A 20,129-nucleotide genomic window follows, 5' to 3' on the forward strand; every position below is an offset into this window, starting at 1 on the left:
GTGCGCTGTCCAGTGGCCCGTCGGTCCGGGAGCGCACCGCGCGTGACGGCGCCAGTCCAGCGGCGCGAGCGCGGCAACATCGCGGCAGCTTTGCGCAATGCTTCGCAATTCCCGCCCCGCAAATGCCTGACTGGCAAATGCCTAACCGGAATGTGAAGCGCGAGCGATCTTCGGACTTTGCGGCAAGGCGATTGCATGTCACCATCACGTCATACGACGGGAGGCTGCGATGCGCTTGCTGTTCTCGATCGGGGCTGTGCTGGTGACCGGCATGTTCGCCGGAGGGGACGTCGCGGGCATCGCGGCACCAGGACCCAAATTTGAGTCGCCCAGACTGGCGCTGCTCAAAAATCAGCCGCAGCGGCAAGCAGCCGACAGAGACGCGCAGACGGTCGATGTCGAGCTGATCCTCGCTGTCGATGTCTCCTACTCCATGGACATGGACGAGCTCGCGATCCAGCGCGAAGGCTATGCGCAGGCGATCCAGTCGAAGGAATTCCTGCAGGCGCTGAAGCTGGGTCCGAACGGCCGCATCGCGGTGACCTATTTCGAGTGGGCCGCCTCGACCGACCAGAAGATCATCATTCCCTGGCGCCTGATCGACGGACCGGAGACCGCCGATGCCGTCGCCGCCGAAATCATGAAGACGCCGATCCGGCGCGCCTCGCGCACCTCGATCTCCGGCGCGATCAGTTTCGCGATGCCGCTGTTCGATGAGGATCCCTATCGGGGGCTGCGCCGCGTGATCGACATTTCCGGCGACGGTCCCAACAACAATGGCACTCCGGTCACGATCGCGCGCGACGCGGCGATCGAGAAGGGCATCGTCATCAACGGCCTGCCGATCATGGTCAAGGAGCCCTCCTATTCGACCATGGATATCGACAATCTCGATTTCTACTATGAGGATTGCGTCATCGGCGGTCCCGGTTCCTTCGTCATCACGATCAAGGACCGCGACAAGTTCAAGGAAGCCATCCGCACCAAGCTCTTGATGGAGGTTGCGGGCCGTATGCCGGAGCGCCCCGTGATGCGGGTTGCGGAGAAGGACAAGGAGCCGCGTGTGAACTGCATGATCGGCGAGAAGATCTGGTCGGACCGCTGGGGTCGCTGAGCGCTGCACCCGAACGAGACCTTTTGCCCTATTTGCCCGCGATGGAATTTTAACCATGCGTTAACTGTTGCGTGGCCCTAATCGGCTGCTTCCAATTGTTTCCGGATACTGTTCTGACGTTCCTGTCGGGGCGCGAACCAAGCGGGCCCGTCAGACAAATCCGCCGAGCAATCCAATGGCCATCGTCTCCTCGAGCACCAGCCAGATTTCTCCCGCTCTCGAGCGGGTGTATCACCAGAGCTCCCTGCTCGGTGAGTGGAAAGGCAATTGGGCTGGCAACAACCAGCCCGTCAGCTTCAAGGTCGTGAACATCCGCGGTGCCCGGGCGCAGGTCGAGTACACCCATAACGGGCGTACGGAGCGCGGTTTTGGCGAGGTCGCCGGTTCGCTTCTTACCTTCGGCACGGTCACGGTCGGCACCAAGGACGGCAAGAGTCTGGTGCTGTTGTCATCTGCAGGCGCGGGCAAGCAGACCGCGACTCTCGAGAAGCAGGCGCCGCCGGCCTCCGACAGCCGCCTGATGGGAAGCTGGGGCGGCTATTCCAGTGACAATGGCAAGAGCGCGAGCTTCAGGGTGCTCGCTGTCAACGGCAACGAAGCGCAGGTCAGCGTCACCACCGATGGCGTCACCCGTCAGGGCACCGGCACCGTCTACAAGAACGTCATCATGTTCGGGCAGGCCCAGATTGCGACCGACGACGGGCAGAACGGCAAGATCATCTACCAGGTCCGCAATAAGTCCTTCGTCGTGCCCGTGACGAAATATCCGCCGTCGGATACATCGTCCTCGGTGGACAGAACGGCGTAACGCCTCGCCGTGGTTTGCCGCGGCCTGATGTCGGCGCCGCCACAGTACCGCAATCGAACGCTTCGAGTTACCTGGCACGAGCGGTGGCGGCGGCGGAACGCTCTCGACCTTTTTGTCGCCGTGGGAACCGTGCAAGACCTCGGAAACGCGTGCGGGAGTTGATTGAAACGACGCTCCGGGCCGACTCCACTGGCCTTCGGGGCATCCGTCGCGTATAATTTCCGCACTTCCTTGACGGTCATCTCAATGTCCAGCCTCACAGATTCCCGCGCCTTCGCAATTCTCTTCGCCGTGCTTTGCCTCGGCGGAGCATCGGCTCATGCGCAGGTGGCGCCCGTGAGGTATTGGATACCGGGCGGTCCTTTCGGTTGGGGCGGCAGTGTCGGCCAGAGTGCCGACGCCTACGGCAACTTTCCAAGCTTGAAGGCCGGCGATGCCGACGGAAGCTACAGTTTTCGTCCCGGGTTCTTTGTCGGAAGCGAGCGCGGCAATCTCGGTTTGAACGGTTTCAGCCAGAGCGGGCCCGTCGGCAATTTCAGCGCGCTCTCCTACGATGGCACGCAATTTGGTTACAACACCAAGACCGCTGGCGGCATGCCCGTCACGTTCTTTGCCGGTTTCGACACGCTGAAATACGGCGGCGGCATCGGCAGCTCGCTTGCGCCGCTCACCTCCAACGCCTCGCCCGGCTATGGCGCATTTGCGGGTGTCGAGTTCAAGCCGACCTCCAACCTCAGCCTGTCGTTCGGCGCCGGCTTCACCCAGCAGCAATCCGGGCGCATGGACAGCGACATCAACTCGTCGATACTGCCCGGCGAGTCACCGGCGCTGGGCGGTCTTCGCCGTTAGCGCGTGAACTTCGCCACCAGTTCGACATGCGGCGTATGCCGGAACTGGTCGACCGGCACCACGGCATCCATCTTGTAGCCGCCGTCGATCAGCAGCCGCGCGTCGCGGGCAAATGTCGCGACGTTGCAGGAGACCGCGACCACCACAGGCACCTTGCTCGCGGCGAGCTTCAAGGCCTGCGCCTGCGCGCCCTGGCGCGGCGGGTCGAACACGACGGCGTCGAAATCGCACAGCTCCGGCGCCACCATGGGACGGCGAAACAGATCGCGCGGCTCGGCCTTGATCGGCTTGAGGCCCGGTGTGCGCGCGGCTTTTTCAAGCGCTGCAATGGCGCCGGCGTCATTGTCATGGGCGGTGACGCGGGCCTTTTCGGCGAGGCGCAACGCGAACGGACCGACGCCGCAGAAGAGGTCGAGAACGTTCTTCGCCTTGCCGATGCGCTCGGCGACCAGCGACGCAAGCGTCTCTTCGCCGGCGATGGTTGCCTGCAGGAACGAGCCCGGCGGCAGCGTCACTTCGGCGCGGCCCATCTGCACGGTCGGCGGCAGGCGTTGCAGCACCAGCTCGCCGTGCCGTGTCATCCGCGCCAGGCGATGCTGCTCGGCGACGCGCGAGAGCGCCGTCACGAGCGGCGTTGGCAGCGGGCCGGAGCCGCGCACGTCGATGTCGAGACCGTTGGCGGTCGCGGTGACCTGGATGTCCAGCGGTTTCGTCACCGGCATTCTGGACGTCAGCAGCTCGGCGAGCGCCCAGCCGGCATCGAGTGCACCCGCGAGCCCGGGATCGAGGATCGGGCAGCGATCGATCGGGATGACGTCGTGCGAGCTGGCAGCCGAGAAGCCGACCTTGAGTATGTCATGGGTGCCGAACCGCCCGTGCAGCGTGACGCGCCTGCGTCCCGCACCGTGGGCATCGACCAGCGACGCCACCTCGCAGTCGATGCCGGCCTGGGCCAGGGTCTCGACCACGATGCCGCGCTTCCAGGCGTGATACGGTTCACTCGCCCAGTGCTGGATCGCGCAGCCGCCACAGACGCCGAAATGCGGACAGAACGGCGTGACGCGTTCGGGGCTGGCGACGTCCACCGCGAGCAGCTTGCGGCGGTCGGGATGATTGCCGACGACATGATCGACTTCGACGGTCTCGCCGCCGAGCGTGTAGGGCACATAGATGGCTTCCCCAGCGTCGAGCGAGACGCCGTCGCCGCGATGGCCGACGTGATCGATCGTCACGCGCTCAACCACGGCGCGCGCCCAGGAAGAATTCGATGTTGCCGTCGCCGCCGGAGATCGCCGATGGGAACACCTCGATATCGGTGCAGCCGAGCGAGGCCGCAAAGGCGGCGATGTCGTCGCAGATCTCACGGTGCACGGCGGCGTCGCGGACGATGCCCTTCTTGTTGTGCTTCCGGTCCGCCTCGAACTGCGGCTTGATCAGTGCCAGCAGGCTCATCGGCGCGGCCGCCAGCGACAGCGCCACGGGCAGCACCGCCTTGAGCGAGATGAAGCTGACGTCGATCACGACGACATCGGGCCGCGCCGGCAAACGCTTGCCGTCATAGGCGCGGATGTCGGTCTCTTCCATCGACACGATCTTGGAGTGACCGCGCAGCGAGGGATGCAGCTGACTGGTGCCGACATCGACGGCAAAGACGAGACTTGCGCCATTCGCCAGCAGCACCTCGGTGAATCCGCCGGTGGACGCGCCGACGTCGAGGCAGACATGGTCCTCGATCTCGATCGGGTAGCGCTCCAGTGCGTCGGCGAGCTTGACCCCGCCGCGGGAGACGTAGGGGTGCGCGGGCTCGGCCTGGATCACGGCGTCCTCGGCGATCGTCTCCGACGGCTTTGCGACCTGCTTGTCGTCGGCCGTGACGAGCCCGGCCTCGATCGCTGCGCGCGCCCGCGCCCGGCTCTCGAACAGGCCGCGCTCAACCAGCAGAACATCCGCGCGCTTGCGGGCAGGGGACATCATCTCTCCGAAGACGCCTGAGGCGCTTATGTAGCGATCAATCGCGCGGCCGCCATCCGGACGCAAGCCTCGAACGCGGCCAAATCGTGCCAGACGTCGATCGGCATCTGCGCCGGCGTCACCAGCGGGCAGCCATGCAGCTCCAGCGCATGGATCATCATGAGATTGTCGGCGAGGCCAAAATCCTCGACCGTCAGCCCCTGCGCATCGACCAACCGCCCGTTCTCGGACGTCACGTTCATGAAGCGACCGACACGGTCGGCATAGGCGACGCCGTCATTGGAATAGGCGAGGCAAAACTTGCGGCGGCCGGCCATGTAGCCGAGCTCGTAGACGGTCCCGGGATCGGCGCCCGCGCCGCGGAACGGCGTGAGGTTGGCGATGATGGCATCGGCCGCATCCATCATCGCCTCGTTGCCGCAAAAGATCTGCCGCGAGGCATCGGGAGCGGCGAGGTCGATCTCGTTGTCGAGGGGATAGAGGCCGGTGAGGCCGTGCGCAGCACAGATCGCGGCCTTCTGCCGGCCGATCGCGACCGCATCTGGCAGGAACACGTCGGGGCCTGCCAGATAGATTTTCATCGAGCTGCTTCGCGGAAGGTCGAAGCTCGCTGTCAGGCGAGCTTGACCGTCTCGGCCTTGACGTCCTTGCCGAGCGCCTCGAACACCTTGGCGACGATGCCCTTGGCGTCGAGACCGGCACGACCGTACATCGCCGCCGGGGTGTCGTGGTCCTGGAACACGTCGGGCAGCACCATGGTGCGGAACCGCACCAGGCCGCTGTCGAGCGCGCCCTGATCGCTCAGGTACTGCGCGACATGCGAGCCGAAACCGCCGACCGAGCCTTCCTCGATGGTGATGAGGATCTCGTGGTCGCGCGCCAGCTTGAGCACCAGCTCGGTGTCCAGCGGCTTCATGAAGCGCGCATCCGCGATCGTGGTCGAAAGGCCGTGGGCTGCGAGCTCGTCGGCGGCCTTCTCGCATTCGGCAAGGCGCGTGCCGAAGGAGAGCAGGGCAATCTTGCTGCCCTGGCGAACGATGCGGCCCTTGCCGATCTCGAGCGGAATGCCGACTTCGGGCATCTCGATGCCGCGGCCTTCGCCGCGCGGATAGCGCAGCGAGCTCGGACGATCGTTGATCGCGACCTGGGTTGCAACCATGTGCACCAGCTCGGCTTCGTCGGCCGCGGCCATGATCACCATGTTCGGCAGACAGCCGAGATAGGCGTTGTCGAACGAGCCGGCATGGGTGGCGCCGTCGGCGCCGACGAGGCCGGCGCGGTCGATGGCGAAGCGCACGGGCAGGCTCTGGATCGCGACGTCATGCACGATCTGGTCGTAGCCGCGCTGCAGGAAGGTCGAGTAGATCGCGCAGAAGGGCTTGTAGCCTTCGGTGGCGAGGCCGGCGGCGAACGTCACTGCGTGCTGCTCGGCAATGCCGACGTCGAAGGTGCGGTCCGGGAACGCCTTGTTGAAGATGTCGACGCCGGTGCCGGAGGGCATCGCCGCGGTGATGGCGACGATCTTGTCGTCCTTCTCCGCTTCCTTGACAAGGCTCTGGCCGAACACGTTCTGATAGGCCGGCGCGTTCGGCTTGGACTTGGCCTGGGTGCCGGTCGCAACGTCGAACTTGACCACGGCGTGGTACTTGTCGGCGGAGGCTTCCGCCGGGCCGTAGCCCTTGCCCTTCTGCGTCACGACGTGAACCAGGATCGGGCCGGTCTCCATGTCGCGCACGTTCTTCAGAACGGGCAGAAGATGGTCGAGGTTATGGCCGTCGATCGGGCCGACGTAATAGAAGCCGAGCTCCTCGAACAGCGTGCCGCCGTCCATCATGAAGCCGCGGGAATATTCCTCGACGCGGTTGGCGCGGCTGGCGATGATCTTGGGCAAGCGCTTGTTGATCTGCTTGGCCGCATCGCGCAGCGTGCGGTAGGTCTTGCCCGAGTAGAGCCGCGACAGGTAGGCGCTCATCGCGCCGACCGGCGGTGCGATCGACATGTCGTTGTCGTTGAGGATGACGATCAGGCGCGAGTTCATCGCACCCGCATTGTTCATGGCCTCATAGGCCATGCCCGCCGACATCGCGCCGTCACCGATGACGGCGATAACGTTGTTCTTGCCGCCAGCGAGGTCGCGCGCGACCGCCATGCCGAGGCCGGCGGAGATCGAGGTCGAGGAATGCGCGGCTCCGAACGGATCGTAATCGCTCTCGCTGCGCTTGGTGAAGCCGGACAGACCGCCGCCGGTGCGCAGTGTGCGGATGCGATCGCGCCGGCCGGTGAGGATCTTGTGCGGATAGGCCTGGTGGCCGACGTCCCAGATCAGCCGGTCGCGCGGGGTGTCGAAGACGTAATGGATCGCAGTGGTGAGCTCGACCACGCCGAGGCCTGCGCCGAAATGACCGCCGGTCACCGAGACGGCATCGATGGTCTCCTGACGCAGCTCGTCGGCGACCTGGCGAACCTGCTCGACCTTGAGCTTGCGCAGGTCGTCGGGCGTCCGGATGGTGTCGAGAAGCGGCGTTTTACTATATGCGTTCACGGCGATTTCCAATTTGTCAGCGCCGGAAGATCGTTCCGGTGCGCGATGGGTTTGCTCAATATCGGCGCAGCGCGAGTCCTTAAACCGTCGGAGCCACCTGCATGGGGCAAAGCCCCGTCTTCAAGCTTAGGTGAGCTTAAGTGCTCTCCGGTTCAGTCTCTGTGATCCCTGTCACTTAGATCGGCTTCGTCCATCCCAGCCAATTCATCAGCAGTTTGAAGCGCTTGTCGTCGGCAATCAGTGCCTACGCAAGGCTTACAAAAAGCCACACTCCGCGCAGCTTTACACCAAAGCTTGGGCCAAAGCCAACCCGCTGGGCCGATTACGGGCATGCACCCGCAACCCCCGGGCCAGAGTGGTTAATCCCGGCGCCAGCTCAAGAGTTCCAAGCTTGCTCGGTTCCTCGGCAGGTTTTTGGGGTGTGAGAAGCTGCTTTAGACCGGATTTTCGGAGACGATGGGCCCGCGTGAGGGAGTTCCATGATCGCCCCGGGCCCCGGTTCGCTGGATCAAAGCAGCAGCAGCGGCCCGACAGGGACGTGCGATCATGAAAAATTGCGGGTGGCCGATGCGTAGGATGGGCGGCTTTGAAGGCGGCCCTTACTGGACGTCGAGCGGCGCGGTGCCGGTGGCCTGGCCGCTGGCATCGGTGGTGATCTTGTCGACGCGCGCCTCAGCCTGGCGCAGCAACTCCTCGCAGCGGCGCTTCAGGGCCTCGCCGCGCTCGTAGATCGTCACGGATTCCTCGAGGGGCACCTTGCCGTCCTCGAGCCGCTTCACGATCGTTTCGAGTTCCTCGATGGCGCGTTCGAAGGTCAGCCTGGAGACGTCGATTTGGGTATTTTCGGCCATATAAGTTTCCGATTGCCCGATTCGCTTCACGTCGGAGAAAGCAAAGTTTTGCGGGCGCAATGTGGCGGGTGCGTCAGGCGCCCATCAGGGCGCCGACATGCGCCGTAACAGATTCTTTCAGTCCTTGCAGGTCGTAGCCGCCTTCGAGCACAGAAACAACGCGCCCCCCTGCGGTCTTGTCGGCGAGGTCCATCAGCTTGCGCGTCACCCAGGCATAATCCTCCGCGCGCAAATTCAGCGACGCCAGCGGATCGCGATAATGCGCGTCGAAGCCGGCAGAGATGACGAGCAGCTCCGGGCTGAATTTTTCGAGCTGCGGCAGGATCAAATTCTCGAACGCGATGCGGAATTCCGGCCCGCCGTCCTCGGAGGCGAGCGGCGCGTTGACGATGGTGTCGTGGTCGCCGCGCTCGCTCTTGGCACCGGTGCCCGGAAACAGCGGCATCTGGTGCGTCGAGCAGTACATCACGGTCGGGTCCGACCAGAAGATGTCCTGCGTGCCGTTGCCGTGATGCACGTCGAAATCGACGATGGCCGCGCGCTTGATGCCGTATTTGCGCTGCGCGTGGCGCGCGGCGATGGCGACGTTGTCGAAGAAGCAGAAGCCCATCGGTTTGCCGATCTCGGCGTGGTGGCCGGGCGGGCGCACCGCGACGAAGGCATTGCGATGCTCGCCCGCCATCACCGCTTCGGTCGCCGCGACCGCGCCGCCGACGCCGCGCATCACTGCTTCCCACGTGCCCGGCGACATCGAGGTGTCGCCATCGATATAGACCTGTCCGCTGGTCGGCGCGATGTGGCGCAGCTCCGTGACGTAGTGCTCGTTGTGGCAGAGCGTGACGAGGTCGAGATCGCCCTCCGGTGCCTGGTCGCGCACCAGGAACTGGAAGCGCTCATGCGACAGCGCCTCTTCCACCGCGCGCAGGCGGTCCGGCCTTTCAGGGTGTCCCGGCGGCGTGACGTGGTCGAGGCAGGCCTTGTGGGAGAGGAGAAGCGTACTCATCAGTCGGCCTCATGGGATGCGGGCTCTCGACGTCGCTTGGCGCATCCGGCGCCAAAACGCAAATGCAAAACCCAATCTATGCGTTCCCCCGGGAATGGCAAACGGTGGTCCCGGACCGGTCCGTTTGATCCGGATCAATTCACGCGCAGGATGCGGCTCAGCGGCAGCGGCCCGATCGGTCCGTGCGCCCTGAAGAACGCGAACAGCGCATCGGCGTCGTAGCCGCCATATTGCGGCCCCGTGCCTTGTTTGGCGACCGTAAAGCCGTCGCCACCGACGGCGAGGTAATCGTTGAGGGTGACGCGGTAGCCGCTTCCGGCTTCGATCGGTCTGCCATTGAGCGTCATCTTCTCGTTGATCACGCGCTCGCCGTACGGCTTCGCCGCATCCCAGGCGTAACTGAACCCGTTCGAGACCTGGAGAATCCGCGGCCGCTTCGGATCGAGCCATTGCTGCTCCAGCATGTCCTTGAGCTGGCTGCTCGTGAGCGTCATGGTGACGAGCCGATTGCGAAACGGCTGGCTGGCGAAAACGTCGCCGAAGGTGATCGCGCCGTTCTCCTTTGGAACGATGTCGGTGCGGATGCCGCCGGGATTGGTGAGCGCGATGACGGCACCGCCATCCCTGGAGTCCCGGGTCGCGGCGAGCTGCGCGTCCGCAATGACGTCGCCGAGCGCGCTTTCGCCGGCCTCGTTCGGCACGCGTGACAGCGTCTGCGTCACCGATCCAGCCGGGCGATTGGCGATCGGCGCCGAAAGTCTGTCGTAGGCATCGATCAGTGCGGTCTGCTCGGGATCCCTAGGCAGCGAGGCATTGGCGACGAGGACGTTCTCGGCCTTGGCGCTGACGACGTCGCGCGTTGCCGGATCGAGCTTGAGATCGATCGCGGTGACCAGCGTACCGTATTTGTCGCCGCTGGTGACGAGCCGCCCGTCAATATCGCAGACATAAGCACGATGGGTGTGGCCACTGACGACGACGTCGACGGCGCGATCGAATTTCTTCACGATGTCGACGACCGGCCCGGTGATGGCAGGGCATTCATTGTAGTCACCGGCCGGCTCGCCGCCCTGGTGGATCAGCACCACGATCGCCTCGACCCCGCGCGCCTTCAGCTGCGGCACCAGCGCGTTCACCGTCTCGGCTTCGTCGCGGAATTCGAGGCCCGTGACGCCCGATGGCGAGACGATGCCCGCGGTCTCCTTCAAGGTGAGCCCGATGAAGGCGATGGGGATGCCCTCGAACTCCCTGATCTCGTAAGGCGGCAGCACGCTCCTGCCGGTCGTGGTCTCGATGGTGGACGCCGCGAGATAGTGGAATTTGGCGCCCGTAAAGGGATGCGGCCCCTGACAGCCGTCGACGGGATGACAACCCCCGTTCTGCATCCGCAACAGCTCGGTCTTGCCCTCGTCGAATTCGTGATTGCCGACCGAACTGATCGCGAGCCCCATCATCGAGAGCGACTCGATCGAAGGCTCGTCGTGGAACATTGCCGACAGGAACGGGCTCGCGCCGATCAGGTCGCCGGCGGCGACGAAGATCGTGTTCTTGTGGCCCTCGCGCAGCTGCTTCACCAGCGTCGCCATGTATTCGGCACCGCCGGCGGCCACCATCACCTTCCTGGACTTGTCCTCGGGATCGCTGATCCGGATGCCGCCCGGCGGCGGGCGCAGATTGCCGTGGAAATCGTTGATCGCGAGGATGCGCAGCTCGACGGGTGCGGCGGTTTGGGCGGACGCGGGCAGGCCGCCGAGCGCGAGCGAGAAGACGGTCAGGCGGAGAACATGTCGCATGGAACCAGACTAGTCGTTCCGCACGAAGATTTCACGAAAGTTCTCGCCGTCATTCCGCGGCGATGCGCCGGACGGCAGCCTATTTTTTCTTCTTCCGGTTCGCAAACGCGTTGAAGGCCGCGGTGGCTTCTTCCGACTTCAGCCGCTCGCCGAACAAATGGGCCTCCTGGTCGATGCGGCGGGTGAGCTCCTCGGATGCGACGCGCAGCAGTTTGCGCGAGGTCGCGACCGCTTCGGCGGGGAGCCTGCAGATATCGCGCGCCACCTTGCGCGCCTCGACCTCGGTATGCCCCGGCGAGACCACGGTGTTGACGAAGCCGGCGGCATGCGCTTCGGCGGCCGTAAAAGTTCGTCCCATCACCAGCATGGCGAAGGCGCGCTGGTAGCCCATCGTATTCGGCATCAAGAGGCTGGACGCGCCGACCGGCACCAGCCCGAGATGGATGTAGGGCGCGGAGAAGGTCGCAGCGTTCGAGGCCAGCACATAGTCGCAATGGAACAGCATCACGGTGCCCATGCCGATCGACGCGCCGTCCACGGCCGCGATCACCGGCTTGGCGTTGAGGGCGAGCGAATAGAGAAACTTCGCGCCGTCGGACAGCGTCTCGGGGCGGGACGTATCGGCGTGCATGAAATCGTCGATGTCGTCGCCGGCGGTGAACACGCCGGAGCCGCCGGTGATGATCATGCAGCGGATGTCGGGATTGTTCTGCGCGGTGTCGATCGCGCGGCTCATCTCCCGATACATGTCCTGCGTGATCGCGTTCTTCTTGCTCGGGCGACGCAGGGTGATCACGCGCGTTCCGCGCTCTTCGGTGACGATGATGTTGCCATTCGGCATGAAGGGGGCCCCTGCGGTCGCCGCGACACTGACATTGGCTAGACTCGCGAAACGTCAGCCTACATCATCTTGCAGGCGTGCCAATGCGCTGGCTCGACCTTTTGGAGACCGAATTCGCGTGAGACGGGCGCATCACGCTCCCCGCTGTGCTGCGCGTTGCAACAATCGGCTACCTTTTTCATTTGAAAAACCCCTGGTTGTGGTGCACGATCGCCTCGCGCCGTTCCATTTGGCCGATTGCCCGATTGATGATTGCCGCTACGCGTGTTGACGAATCCTCGCTGCACTATCGCGGTTGGCGCGTGGTGCTGGCCTGCTTCCTGATGGCTTTCTTCATGTTCGGCTTCGGTCTGTACGGCCAGGGCGTCTATCTCGCCGAGCTGCAGCGCGCCCATGGCTGGCCGGGCACGCTGGTCTCTGCGGCCAGCACCTTCTCCTTTCTCCTGACTGCCGTGCTCGTCATCTTCACCGACGATCTGCTCGCCCGCATCGGGCTGCGGTCGCTGATCCTGTGCGGCCTGTCGGCGCTCGGCGCTTCGACGGTGCTGCTGGCGTTGCTGCAGACGCCCTGGCAGCTCTACCTCGCCTATGCGCTGATGTCGGTCGGCTGGACCGGCATGGGCACGGTGGTGATCGCGACCGTGCTGAACTCCTGGTTCGAACGGCGCCGCGGGCTCGCGCTCAGCCTCGCCTACAACGGCGCGACCTGCGGCGGCATCGTGCTCGTGCCGCTGCTGCTGACGCTGAGCGGCAGCATCGGCTTCCGTTCCGCGATGCTGGCAGCCACTCTGGCGATGGTGGTGCTGGTGCTGCCGGTGGTGGTCATCTTCACAGGCTGGCCGACGGAAATGCCGCCGACGCCGGGCGGGGATTCATTCGACGGCGGCACCGCGGTGCCTGCGGTTCACTCGCGCAAGACGCTGCTCGCCAACGCGGCGTTCTGGACCATGGTGCTGCCGATCGCGATCGCGCTGCTGGCGCAGATGGGATTCATCATCCACCAGGTGACGTTCCTCGAACCGCTGATCGGCCGCGCCAGTGCGGGCCTTGCCGTCACCATCATGGCGGCGATGGCGGTAGTCGGGCGCCTGTCGCTCGGCCTGTTCGTGGACCGGCTCGATCCGCGGCTCGCCTGCGCGGCATCGATGACGAGCCAGGCGGCGGCTCTGTTCGTGCTTCTGCAAACCACGAACCCGACCGTGCTGCTCGCGTGCTGCGCCGTCTACGGTTTCTCGATCGGCAACATGATCACGTTCCCGCCTTTGATCATCCAGCGCGAGATCGGCGCCAGCGCCTTCGCCGCCGCGATGGGACTGGGCACCTCGATCAGCGGCATCGTCAGTGCCTTCGGCCCCGGCATCGTCGGTCTTGTGCGCAGCGTAACCGGCGATTACACGAGCGCGTTTGCGATGTGCGTGGTGCTAGATCTGGTGGCGACGGCCGTTGTGCTGTGGCGGCCGGGGAGACGCACGAAGCTCGCGGCTTCGTAGCCCGGATGGAGCGCAGCGCAATCCGGGGCCGTCATCGCTCGTGGCACGAATCCTGGATTGCGCTGCGCTCAATCCAGGCTACGCATCCCAGCTATCCCAGCAGCACCGCATCCGCCGCCGCGACCGACTCCGCGCTCTCCGTCACGGTGCGCTCGAGCGCGCCAGCCTGTACGGCGATGTTCTCGGCGAAGAAGCGCGCCAGCGAGACGTAGCGCGCGGCGTCCGTGATGCCATCGGATTTCGCGGCGAGCGCTTCGGATGCCAGCATGCAGCCGCCGAGCGTGGCGCCGAACTGCTGCAGATACGGCGTCGCGCCGGCCAGCGCCTCGTTCGGCGCGGACGCAACCCGCTCCAGCAGCCATTTGCTGGTGCGGGTCAGCGCCTCCAGTGCCTCGCGCAATTTCACGCCGGTGGTGCCGAAGGCGGGATCGTTGGAGGCTTCGACCTGCTTCACGGTGGCCGAGAGCTCGTCGAGCAGCGCCCACACCGATGCGCCGCCGTTGGCCGCGAGCTTTCGCGTGACGAGGTCGATGGCCTGGATGCCGTTGGTGCCCTCGTAGATCGCGGTGATGCGGGCATCGCGATAGTGCTGCGCCGCGCCGGTCTCCTCGATGAAGCCCATGCCGCCATGCACCTGCACGCCGAGATAGGCGACCTCGTTGCCGATGTCGGTGGAATAGCCCTTGGCCATCGGCGTCAGCAGCGCCGCGCGCGCGGCAGCGTCGGCGCGGACCTTCGGATCCCTGGCGCGTGTCGAGACGTCGATCGCGACCGCGGTCGCATAGCAGATGGTGCGCGCCGCCGCGGTCTGCGCCCGCATCCGCATCAGCATGCGCTTGACGTCGGGATGCACGAAGATCGGATCGGAGCCGTCACCCTTGTTGCCGAGGGCGCGGCCCTGCTTGCGCTCTTGTGCGTACGATAATGCCTGCTGATAGGCGCGGTCGGCGACACCGACGCCTTCGAGGCCGACGCCGAGGCGGGCCTGGTTCATCATCGTGAACATGCAGCGCATGCCCTGGTTCTCTTCGCCGACCAGGAAGCCGATCGCGCCGCCATGGTCGCCCATGGTCATGGTGCAGGTGGGGGAGGCATGCATGCCGAGCTTGTGCTCGATGCCAGAGGCAAAAATGTCGTTGCGCGCACCGAGCGAGCCGTCTTCGTTCACTATGAATTTGGGAACGAGGAACAGCGATATCCCCTTGGTGCCGGCGGGCGCGTCCGGCAGGCGCGCCAGCACGAAATGCACGATGTTGTCGGTCATGTCGTGCTCGCCATAGGTGATGAAGATCTTCGTCCCCTTGATGCGATAGGTGCCGTCGGCCTGCTTCTCGGCGCGGGTGCGCAGCGCGCCGACATCGGAGCCGGCCTGCGGCTCGGTCAGCTGCATCGTGCCGGTCCATTCGCCGGAGACGAGCTTTTCGAGATAGATTTTCTTCAGCTCGTCGCTGCCATGCGCGTCCAGCGCCTCCATCGCCGACGCCGTCAGCAGCGGGCAGAGGCCGAAGGCGACGTTGGCGGCACTCCAGATCTCGGTGCAGGCGGCGTTGATCGCGAGCGGCAGGCCCTGGCCGCCGAAATCCTCAGGGCCGGAGACCGCGTTCCAGCCGCCCTCGGTCCAGCGCTTGTAGGCATCCGGCCAGCCCGGCGCGGTCGTGACCTTGCCATCGCTGAGCTTGATGCCGTGCTCGTCGCCGACCTTGTTGAGCGGCGCCAGCACGTCGGTTGCGAACTTGCCGGCTTCCTCCAGCACGGCGCTCACGATATCGCCGTCGAGATCGCCGTAATGGCCGGCCTCCATGGCAGCCTTCAGGCCGGCGCCGTGGTTGAGCGACAGCAGCATGTCAGAGATCGGCGCGCGGTAGGTCATGGCTCACTCCCGGAGAGACAGGTCTTGGCGTCGTATTCCCATGAAACGGCGGAGGTCTCAACTGTCAGGAGGGGTGGCGGAACGCTCGTCGGGAACGGGCTGGCGTAGCGCTCATATGAGGCATGGCGCGGCGCCACCCGCGCCTGTGGTATTTTGCCCCTCCGGGCGGTTGAAATGCCGCGCCGCTCCCTATAGACCGGCACCACTCGAGGGAATCCGCGGACGCTCGTGTCGCCGCCGTTCCCAAAGGGCCTGATGGGGCGTAGCCAAGTGGTAAGGCAGCGGATTTTGATTCCGCCATTCGGAGGTTCGATCCCTCCCGCCCCAGCCAGGCAGTCCTGCGGTCAGCGGCAATTTACAACCTGCGCCTCACAGGCCCGGAAATGCGGGCATTTTGGGCTTTCAACTTGGTCTCCAGGCTCCCGCTCTCGCAATCTCCGAGGCGAAATGGCGGAAAGTCTCCGGCCGTTTCCGGAAAAACTCCCGTTTTGCAGAGACTATTGGCGGAGACTGGTTTCGATCACGACTGCCGCCCGACCTTGGCAGCCGGTGTCGGCCCCGATCTCCGCGCGCAAAGCGGCAGAATCGGTATTCTTCTCGACTGCCGCGCGAGGCTGGCATCTATTTCTTCCGCGGCGCCCCATCGATGCCGTCCGTACAAACGGGTACGCGAGAAAGTCATCGCGCCGCCATAACCGCGCCTTTTGTGCCTTAAGACGCCAAAATCTTAGTCAACGAGCGTTGACACCATTTTTAGTGGCGTTGGGCCCGCTCTCCAACGGCACAACATGAGTCAAATCGACTCAGGCAGCGGTATCCTCGTTGCACCGTCGGGGCGTTGAGGGCGTTAGCGCCATGAAAGAAGAATGAACTTGCGGCAATGGCGCCGGGCGAATGAACTGACTTTAAGAAATTAGACACGGCACGGGGGGAGAACAGCCGACAGCTGCTGCGAGGTCACATCTCGGATTTGGGACCTTCAGAAAATATTGGCCGGGGTCGAGATAAACTTTTGGAGAATCCCCTTAACAACGAATGCGCGCCTATAGTTCGCTCTACAACCCGGGCTTGATTGCCAGTAATAATTGCGGTCGGCCCTTGGCGAGTCGGCCGAAGGGCATGAAGATTGGGATGGGGCGGCCGTGACAACGATCGAGAACATTCGCCTGCTCAGAGGAGCAGCTGTGCTAGCGGAGCGTAATGCGGTCACGCCGAGCCTCGGCCTCAAGCGGTTCAATCTCTTCTACGGGTTCAACGGCTCAGGAAAGTCTACTCTCTCTCGTATCTTTGCGGCGCTCCAGCACGGTAAGAAGCACGAGCGACTTCCCGAAGGATGCACGTTTGAGATTGAGATGTCCGATGGGGCAAAGTTTACTTACCCTAAGGCGCATACAGGCTTAGAGAGGCGCGTCTGCGTTTTCAACAACGACTTCATCGCCGACAACTTGCGCTGGGAATCGGGTGTAGCAAGTCCAATCTTTTATATTGGCGCTGATCAGGCAGAAGCGGCGGAACAACTCAAGGCGCTGGAGGCCGTCCTGCCGGCTGCACGCGCGGAGCACGAAGGTGAGGCGAAGCTTCTCAAGGAGCGCGAGAAGGCCTTTAACGAGTATAAGCGGGTCATCGCGAGGACCGTTTCCCAGCATCTACGTCAGGCAGCTCGATACGAGGCGACTCAATTCGTTGGAGATATTGATAAGCTCAGTGCCTCGGGCCCTAAGCTCGGCGACGCCGATCTGGATGCTGCCATCGCAACCTGTGCGCGGTCCGAGGCGCCCGCTAAAGTCAAACCTGTCGATGTTCCATTTTCGACGCTATTGAAAGCGATGGAGGCCGCCGCTCAGCTTGCACCAAGATCGATCGGTAGCATCGTCGTGAAAGGGCTCGACCTACACCCGCAAATGCTTCCTTGGGTCAACCAGGGTCACGAGTACCATCTCAGTCATGACTTGAAGTCTTGCTTGTATTGCGGCGGATCAATTGCCGACGAGCGCAAAGAACTGCTCGCAGCGGCGTTTGATGACGAACTTTCTGAATTCATTACCGAGCTGAACACCGCCGCACATCACGCTCGGGAATGCGTCGAGGCCCTTAATATCGCGAGAGCTGCGATACCAGCGGCAGCGCAGTTATCGGCTGAGTTCCAGCCTCCCTTTGAAACCGCTGCGTCGGCACTTACCGTTGCCTTGGACGACATCGCCCCTCTGTTGATGACATCATTGAACGCTCTGAGGGAGCGTAAGAGCGCCCCAACCAGCCCAGTCGCTGTAGAGCTTCCAGCGTCCGAAGATATCGCGGCCCGCGTCAAGCTGCTGGAAAGATGCTGCGAGGCGGTCAATGTGGTTTGCAAGCAGCATGCCGACATGGTCGACGACTTCAACGAGCACCAGAGAAAGGCCCGAGAAGCAATCCGCCGCCATTTCGTGCTCTCCAGTGCGGACGAATATGAGAAACACCTCAGTGAGATTTCGGACGCCACAACGAAGGAGGAGGATGCGAAGGCGGCCGTCGAAAAGCTGGAAGGGGATGTTGTCGCGCTACGAGCGAAAGTCCAACAGCACGGGCCCGCTGCTGACAAGATTAACGCGCTGATTAGATCCTATCTCGGTCATGGCGAGTTGACGATCGTCGCGGTCGCTGAGGGTTACGAGTTACACCGTCGCGGAGCACTGGTGACCGGCGCACCCAGCGAGGGAGAGAAGACGGCAATAGCCATTTGCTATTTCTTGTCTACGCTTGAGGCGGAGGACCGCAAGATCAAGGACCTCATCATCGTCATCGACGACCCGGTATCAAGTCTCGATACAAAGGCAATGAACTATGCGTGTGGACTCATTCGAAATCGGCTGTCAAATGCGTCACAACTGATAGTGCTGACTCACAATCAGCATTGCATGAATGAGTTCAAAAAAGTCTGGAAGGGTTGGGCCAAAGCCGAGCCCGCCAAGGCCACGTTGAAGTTTATTGACGTTTCAATTCCGGCTTCCACCATGTCCCGTACTTCGAGCATAGTCGATCTACCAAAACACCTTCGCGAGTACGAATCCGAGTATCACTACCTCTTCGAGAAGGTAACTGCGTTCGAGGAGGTAGGAAGCGGTCATTTCGATTACACGTTTATGATGCCGAACGTACTGCGGCGCGTGCTTGAAGTCTTTCTGGCATTCAAGGTTCCGCACAACGGAAACTTGAGTGACAAACTCAAGACGCTCTGCGGCCGCCATCACGACTTGGACCAGGACCGCCTTCACGCACTGGAGCGGCTCTCTCAGGTAGAGTCGCACTCGGATAATTTAGACGATTTGATCGGGCAATCATCCCTAACCGTGGAAGAGAGTCGGGACGCGAACGCCGCGCTGATCCACCTAATGGGAACGGTCGATGCAGCTCATCTCACGGACCTTCGAAAATACTGCAAACCGTAGATGGGACGCATGTATCCTGAGCGACTGACGCGCATGCCCGATTGACGAGAAAGCCCACGTAGATGCTGTATCACTACTGCACCAACCACACTTTTCTGTCGATCATACAGACTAGAGCAATTTGGTTGTCTGACTTCACGCTCTCCAATGATCGCCTGGAGGGAAAGTGGTTGCGCAATCTCTTGTTCGAACGATGCGAGCGGGAAAGGCTCTATCCCACAGTGATTGAACGACTGCTGTCGTTCTTTGATGTAGGTGCAGCCCGGCTAGGGGCCGCTGGCTTTTGTATGTCAGAGGAGGGTGACCTGCTAAGCCAGTGGAGGGGCTATGCTGGGGATGGGGGCGGCGTTTCCATCGGCTTCTCTAAAGAGTATCTCGAAGCGCTAGCCGGCATTCGCTATGCCCAACAATCTGGAGAGGCTCTATCGCTGCATCGAATAGCTTATTCTCGGGAAGACCAGACTAACCTTGTAGAGTCTATTCTAGATGATGCCGTGCAAGCGGTAAAAGCTGGGGCGCTGGACACTGGATCACTCTTGACTCCCCTAGAAGGTGACCGGAAGGTCGAGGTCGATAGGCAGTTTCGAAGCCTCACGGCGAGCTTTCTGTCTTTGCATTTGGTGCAATACCGAGCGAAGAATCCTGCCTTCTCGGAAGAGCGCGAGTGGCGATTGATCTCCCATATCCTTTCCTATGCAACAGAAGCGTCTGCGCTGGGTGATCTTTCCAAAATGGACTTTCGGCCGGGGCATGATCGTATAGTTCCGTTTCGCGTTCTTCCACTTGGGGAAGCTGCGCCGTCATGCATAACCGAGGTAATTCTTGGACCTAAGAACATTACGCCCACGCGATACGTCAGCGCTGCGCTGGAACGGCATGGGTGGAAAGACGTGCCGGTCCGTGTATCGGCAGCATCCTATCGATAACCTCATGTCGAAAACGCGCATTCCCAAAACAACGATCGATAACTGGCGAGCCGAACTCTCAAGCTGGAATAGTGCCGACGCGTTTCGCAGTCGCGTTGATGAAATCGTGCGCCCACTCGCGCGGGAGACCTTCTTCGGTCAAGCAGGTCTCGCATTCCTCCGGGATGCATGGATTGCTGGCCGCGTTGCGACTGCCCTTTCGTGCGACCTTGTTCGATTGTCGCCTACTGAGAGACCAGACTTCGAAATTCAAATGGACGGGTTGATCCAACATTTTGAAGCAACTGAAGCTGATAGGGATGGCCGCCGACGCGGCGACGAGAGAGACGGTCCCGAACTGGAGCCCGACCCCGTCGAGCAATGGAGGGAAAGATTCGAAGCGATCCCCGCAGCACTCGACCGCGTTGTTACGAAGAAAATCGAAAAACGTTATCCGCCCGGCGTCGGCCTAGTGATCTACGTTAACCTTGGCTGCTATGGGGCATACCTAGATGAAGGGCTTCCTATCCTCCAAAACGGCACGGCGCCGGCGAAGGACAAGTTCAGCGTCGTACTCGTGATTTGGGAAGGGGCCGTTTACAAGCTTTTGGGAGGATGGGAGGCCCGTCTTGAGGAAATGGCCGTACACGCCCATGGAAGATGATCT

Annotated in this window: 16 protein-coding genes and 1 tRNA gene; 8 read left to right on the forward strand and 9 right to left on the reverse strand. The window is 62.9% G+C overall.

Translation table 11 applies throughout. The features are described 5' to 3' along the window. Positions 1-229 precede the first annotated feature (229 nt). The 3 genes from IVB45_RS09665 to IVB45_RS09675 all read left to right on the forward strand — a co-directional run bounded on the left by IVB45_RS09665 (position 230) and on the right by IVB45_RS09675 (position 2,771). Positions 230-1,114, forward strand: a complete 885-nt coding sequence (locus IVB45_RS09665; RefSeq protein WP_247290966.1) for a DUF1194 domain-containing protein — start codon at positions 230-232, stop codon at positions 1,112-1,114. 175 nt (positions 1,115-1,289) lie between these two features. Next, positions 1,290-1,922, forward strand: a complete 633-nt coding sequence (locus IVB45_RS09670) for a hypothetical protein (protein WP_027568720.1) — start codon at positions 1,290-1,292, stop codon at positions 1,920-1,922. Positions 1,923-2,168: 246 nt separating this feature from the next. Next, positions 2,169-2,771: a hypothetical protein gene (locus tag IVB45_RS09675; protein ID WP_247356883.1), complete on the forward strand. Its 603-nt coding sequence runs from the start codon at positions 2,169-2,171 to the stop codon at positions 2,769-2,771. Here the strand turns inward: IVB45_RS09675 and IVB45_RS09680 are convergent. The 8 genes from IVB45_RS09680 to IVB45_RS09715 all read right to left on the reverse strand — a co-directional run bounded on the left by IVB45_RS09680 (position 2,768) and on the right by IVB45_RS09715 (position 11,772). Next, positions 2,768-4,015 carry a methyltransferase gene (locus IVB45_RS09680; protein ID WP_247356880.1) on the reverse strand — a complete coding sequence of 416 codons (1,248 nt, stop codon included), beginning with the start codon at positions 4,013-4,015 and terminating at the stop codon, positions 2,768-2,770. The genes IVB45_RS09675 and IVB45_RS09680 overlap by 4 nt on opposite strands. After that, positions 4,008-4,742, reverse strand: coding sequence for a TlyA family RNA methyltransferase (locus tag IVB45_RS09685; RefSeq protein ID WP_247357251.1), 735 nt, complete (start codon positions 4,740-4,742; stop codon positions 4,008-4,010). Before IVB45_RS09685 ends, IVB45_RS09680 begins: the two co-directional genes overlap by 8 nt. A gap of 26 nt (positions 4,743-4,768) precedes the next feature. After that, positions 4,769-5,323 (reverse strand): nucleoside 2-deoxyribosyltransferase, encoded by a 555-nt coding sequence (locus IVB45_RS09690; protein ID WP_247356878.1) that lies wholly within the window; start codon positions 5,321-5,323, stop codon positions 4,769-4,771. Between the two features lie 32 nt (positions 5,324-5,355). Further along, on the reverse strand, positions 5,356-7,284 hold the full coding sequence (gene dxs, locus IVB45_RS09695; RefSeq protein WP_027568725.1) for a 1-deoxy-D-xylulose-5-phosphate synthase: 1,929 nt from the start codon (positions 7,282-7,284) through the stop codon (positions 5,356-5,358). 599 nt (positions 7,285-7,883) lie between these two features. After that, the gene (locus tag IVB45_RS09700) at positions 7,884-8,135 is read right to left on the reverse strand and encodes an exodeoxyribonuclease VII small subunit (protein WP_027516568.1); all 252 of its coding nucleotides are present in this window, start codon (positions 8,133-8,135) and stop codon (positions 7,884-7,886) included. Positions 8,136-8,208: 73 nt separating this feature from the next. Continuing rightward, entirely contained in the window at positions 8,209-9,138 is a 930-nt protein-coding gene (locus IVB45_RS09705) for a histone deacetylase family protein (protein ID WP_018456262.1), read from the reverse strand. Positions 9,139-9,272: 134 nt separating this feature from the next. Further along, the gene (locus tag IVB45_RS09710) at positions 9,273-10,931 is read right to left on the reverse strand and encodes a bifunctional metallophosphatase/5'-nucleotidase (protein WP_247356875.1); all 1,659 of its coding nucleotides are present in this window, start codon (positions 10,929-10,931) and stop codon (positions 9,273-9,275) included. Positions 10,932-11,010: 79 nt separating this feature from the next. Further along, a complete protein-coding gene (locus tag IVB45_RS09715) occupies positions 11,011-11,772 on the reverse strand; it encodes an enoyl-CoA hydratase-related protein (RefSeq protein ID WP_027516571.1) in 762 nt (253 codons plus the stop codon). A 248-nt stretch (positions 11,773-12,020) separates the two neighbouring features. On the opposite strand from IVB45_RS09715, the gene IVB45_RS09720 reads away from it, so the two are divergent. Then, positions 12,021-13,262 carry an MFS transporter gene (locus IVB45_RS09720; protein ID WP_247356872.1) on the forward strand — a complete coding sequence of 414 codons (1,242 nt, stop codon included), beginning with the start codon at positions 12,021-12,023 and terminating at the stop codon, positions 13,260-13,262. Positions 13,263-13,353: 91 nt separating this feature from the next. On the opposite strand, the gene IVB45_RS09725 is transcribed toward IVB45_RS09720, so the two are convergent. Beyond that, positions 13,354-15,132, reverse strand: a complete 1,779-nt coding sequence (locus tag IVB45_RS09725; protein ID WP_247356869.1) for an acyl-CoA dehydrogenase — start codon at positions 15,130-15,132, stop codon at positions 13,354-13,356. 256 nt (positions 15,133-15,388) lie between these two features. Here IVB45_RS09725 and IVB45_RS09730 point away from each other — a divergent pair. The 4 genes from IVB45_RS09730 to IVB45_RS09745 all read left to right on the forward strand — a co-directional run bounded on the left by IVB45_RS09730 (position 15,389) and on the right by IVB45_RS09745 (position 20,126). Next, positions 15,389-15,463 (forward strand) — tRNA-Gln (locus IVB45_RS09730). Between the two features lie 811 nt (positions 15,464-16,274). Beyond that, positions 16,275-18,557 (forward strand): AAA family ATPase, encoded by a 2,283-nt coding sequence (locus IVB45_RS09735; protein WP_247356865.1) that lies wholly within the window; start codon positions 16,275-16,277, stop codon positions 18,555-18,557. Positions 18,558-18,619: 62 nt separating this feature from the next. Continuing rightward, a complete protein-coding gene (locus tag IVB45_RS09740; protein ID WP_247356862.1) occupies positions 18,620-19,483 on the forward strand; it encodes a DUF2971 domain-containing protein in 864 nt (287 codons plus the stop codon). Positions 19,484-19,487: 4 nt separating this feature from the next. Then, positions 19,488-20,126, forward strand: coding sequence for a hypothetical protein (locus IVB45_RS09745; RefSeq protein WP_247356860.1), 639 nt, complete (start codon positions 19,488-19,490; stop codon positions 20,124-20,126). Positions 20,127-20,129: the final 3 nt, after the last annotated feature.

It is taken from the genome of Bradyrhizobium sp. 4, assembly GCF_023100905.1.
Classification (GTDB): domain Bacteria; phylum Pseudomonadota; class Alphaproteobacteria; order Rhizobiales; family Xanthobacteraceae; genus Bradyrhizobium.

Bases quoted from the DNA above. Each gene is read 5' to 3' on its own strand.
- IVB45_RS09745 (WP_247356860.1), top strand. From the start codon at position 19,488: ATGTCGAAAACGCGCATTCCCAAAACAACGATCGATAACTGGCGAGCC.
- IVB45_RS09715 (WP_027516571.1), bottom strand. From the start codon at position 11,772: ATGCCGAATGGCAACATCATCGTCACCGAAGAGCGCGGAACGCGCGTG.
- IVB45_RS09665 (WP_247290966.1), top strand. From the start codon at position 230: ATGCGCTTGCTGTTCTCGATCGGGGCTGTGCTGGTGACCGGCATGTTC.
- IVB45_RS09710 (WP_247356875.1), bottom strand. From the start codon at position 10,931: ATGCGACATGTTCTCCGCCTGACCGTCTTCTCGCTCGCGCTCGGCGGC.
- IVB45_RS09685 (WP_247357251.1), bottom strand. From the start codon at position 4,742: ATGTCCCCTGCCCGCAAGCGCGCGGATGTTCTGCTGGTTGAGCGCGGC.
- IVB45_RS09705 (WP_018456262.1), bottom strand. From the start codon at position 9,138: ATGAGTACGCTTCTCCTCTCCCACAAGGCCTGCCTCGACCACGTCACG.
- IVB45_RS09725 (WP_247356869.1), bottom strand. From the start codon at position 15,132: ATGACCTACCGCGCGCCGATCTCTGACATGCTGCTGTCGCTCAACCAC.
- IVB45_RS09690 (WP_247356878.1), bottom strand. From the start codon at position 5,323: ATGAAAATCTATCTGGCAGGCCCCGACGTGTTCCTGCCAGATGCGGTC.
- IVB45_RS09720 (WP_247356872.1), top strand. From the start codon at position 12,021: ATGATTGCCGCTACGCGTGTTGACGAATCCTCGCTGCACTATCGCGGT.
- IVB45_RS09675 (WP_247356883.1), top strand. From the start codon at position 2,169: ATGTCCAGCCTCACAGATTCCCGCGCCTTCGCAATTCTCTTCGCCGTG.
- IVB45_RS09740 (WP_247356862.1), top strand. From the start codon at position 18,620: ATGCTGTATCACTACTGCACCAACCACACTTTTCTGTCGATCATACAG.
- IVB45_RS09670 (WP_027568720.1), top strand. From the start codon at position 1,290: ATGGCCATCGTCTCCTCGAGCACCAGCCAGATTTCTCCCGCTCTCGAG.
- IVB45_RS09700 (WP_027516568.1), bottom strand. From the start codon at position 8,135: ATGGCCGAAAATACCCAAATCGACGTCTCCAGGCTGACCTTCGAACGC.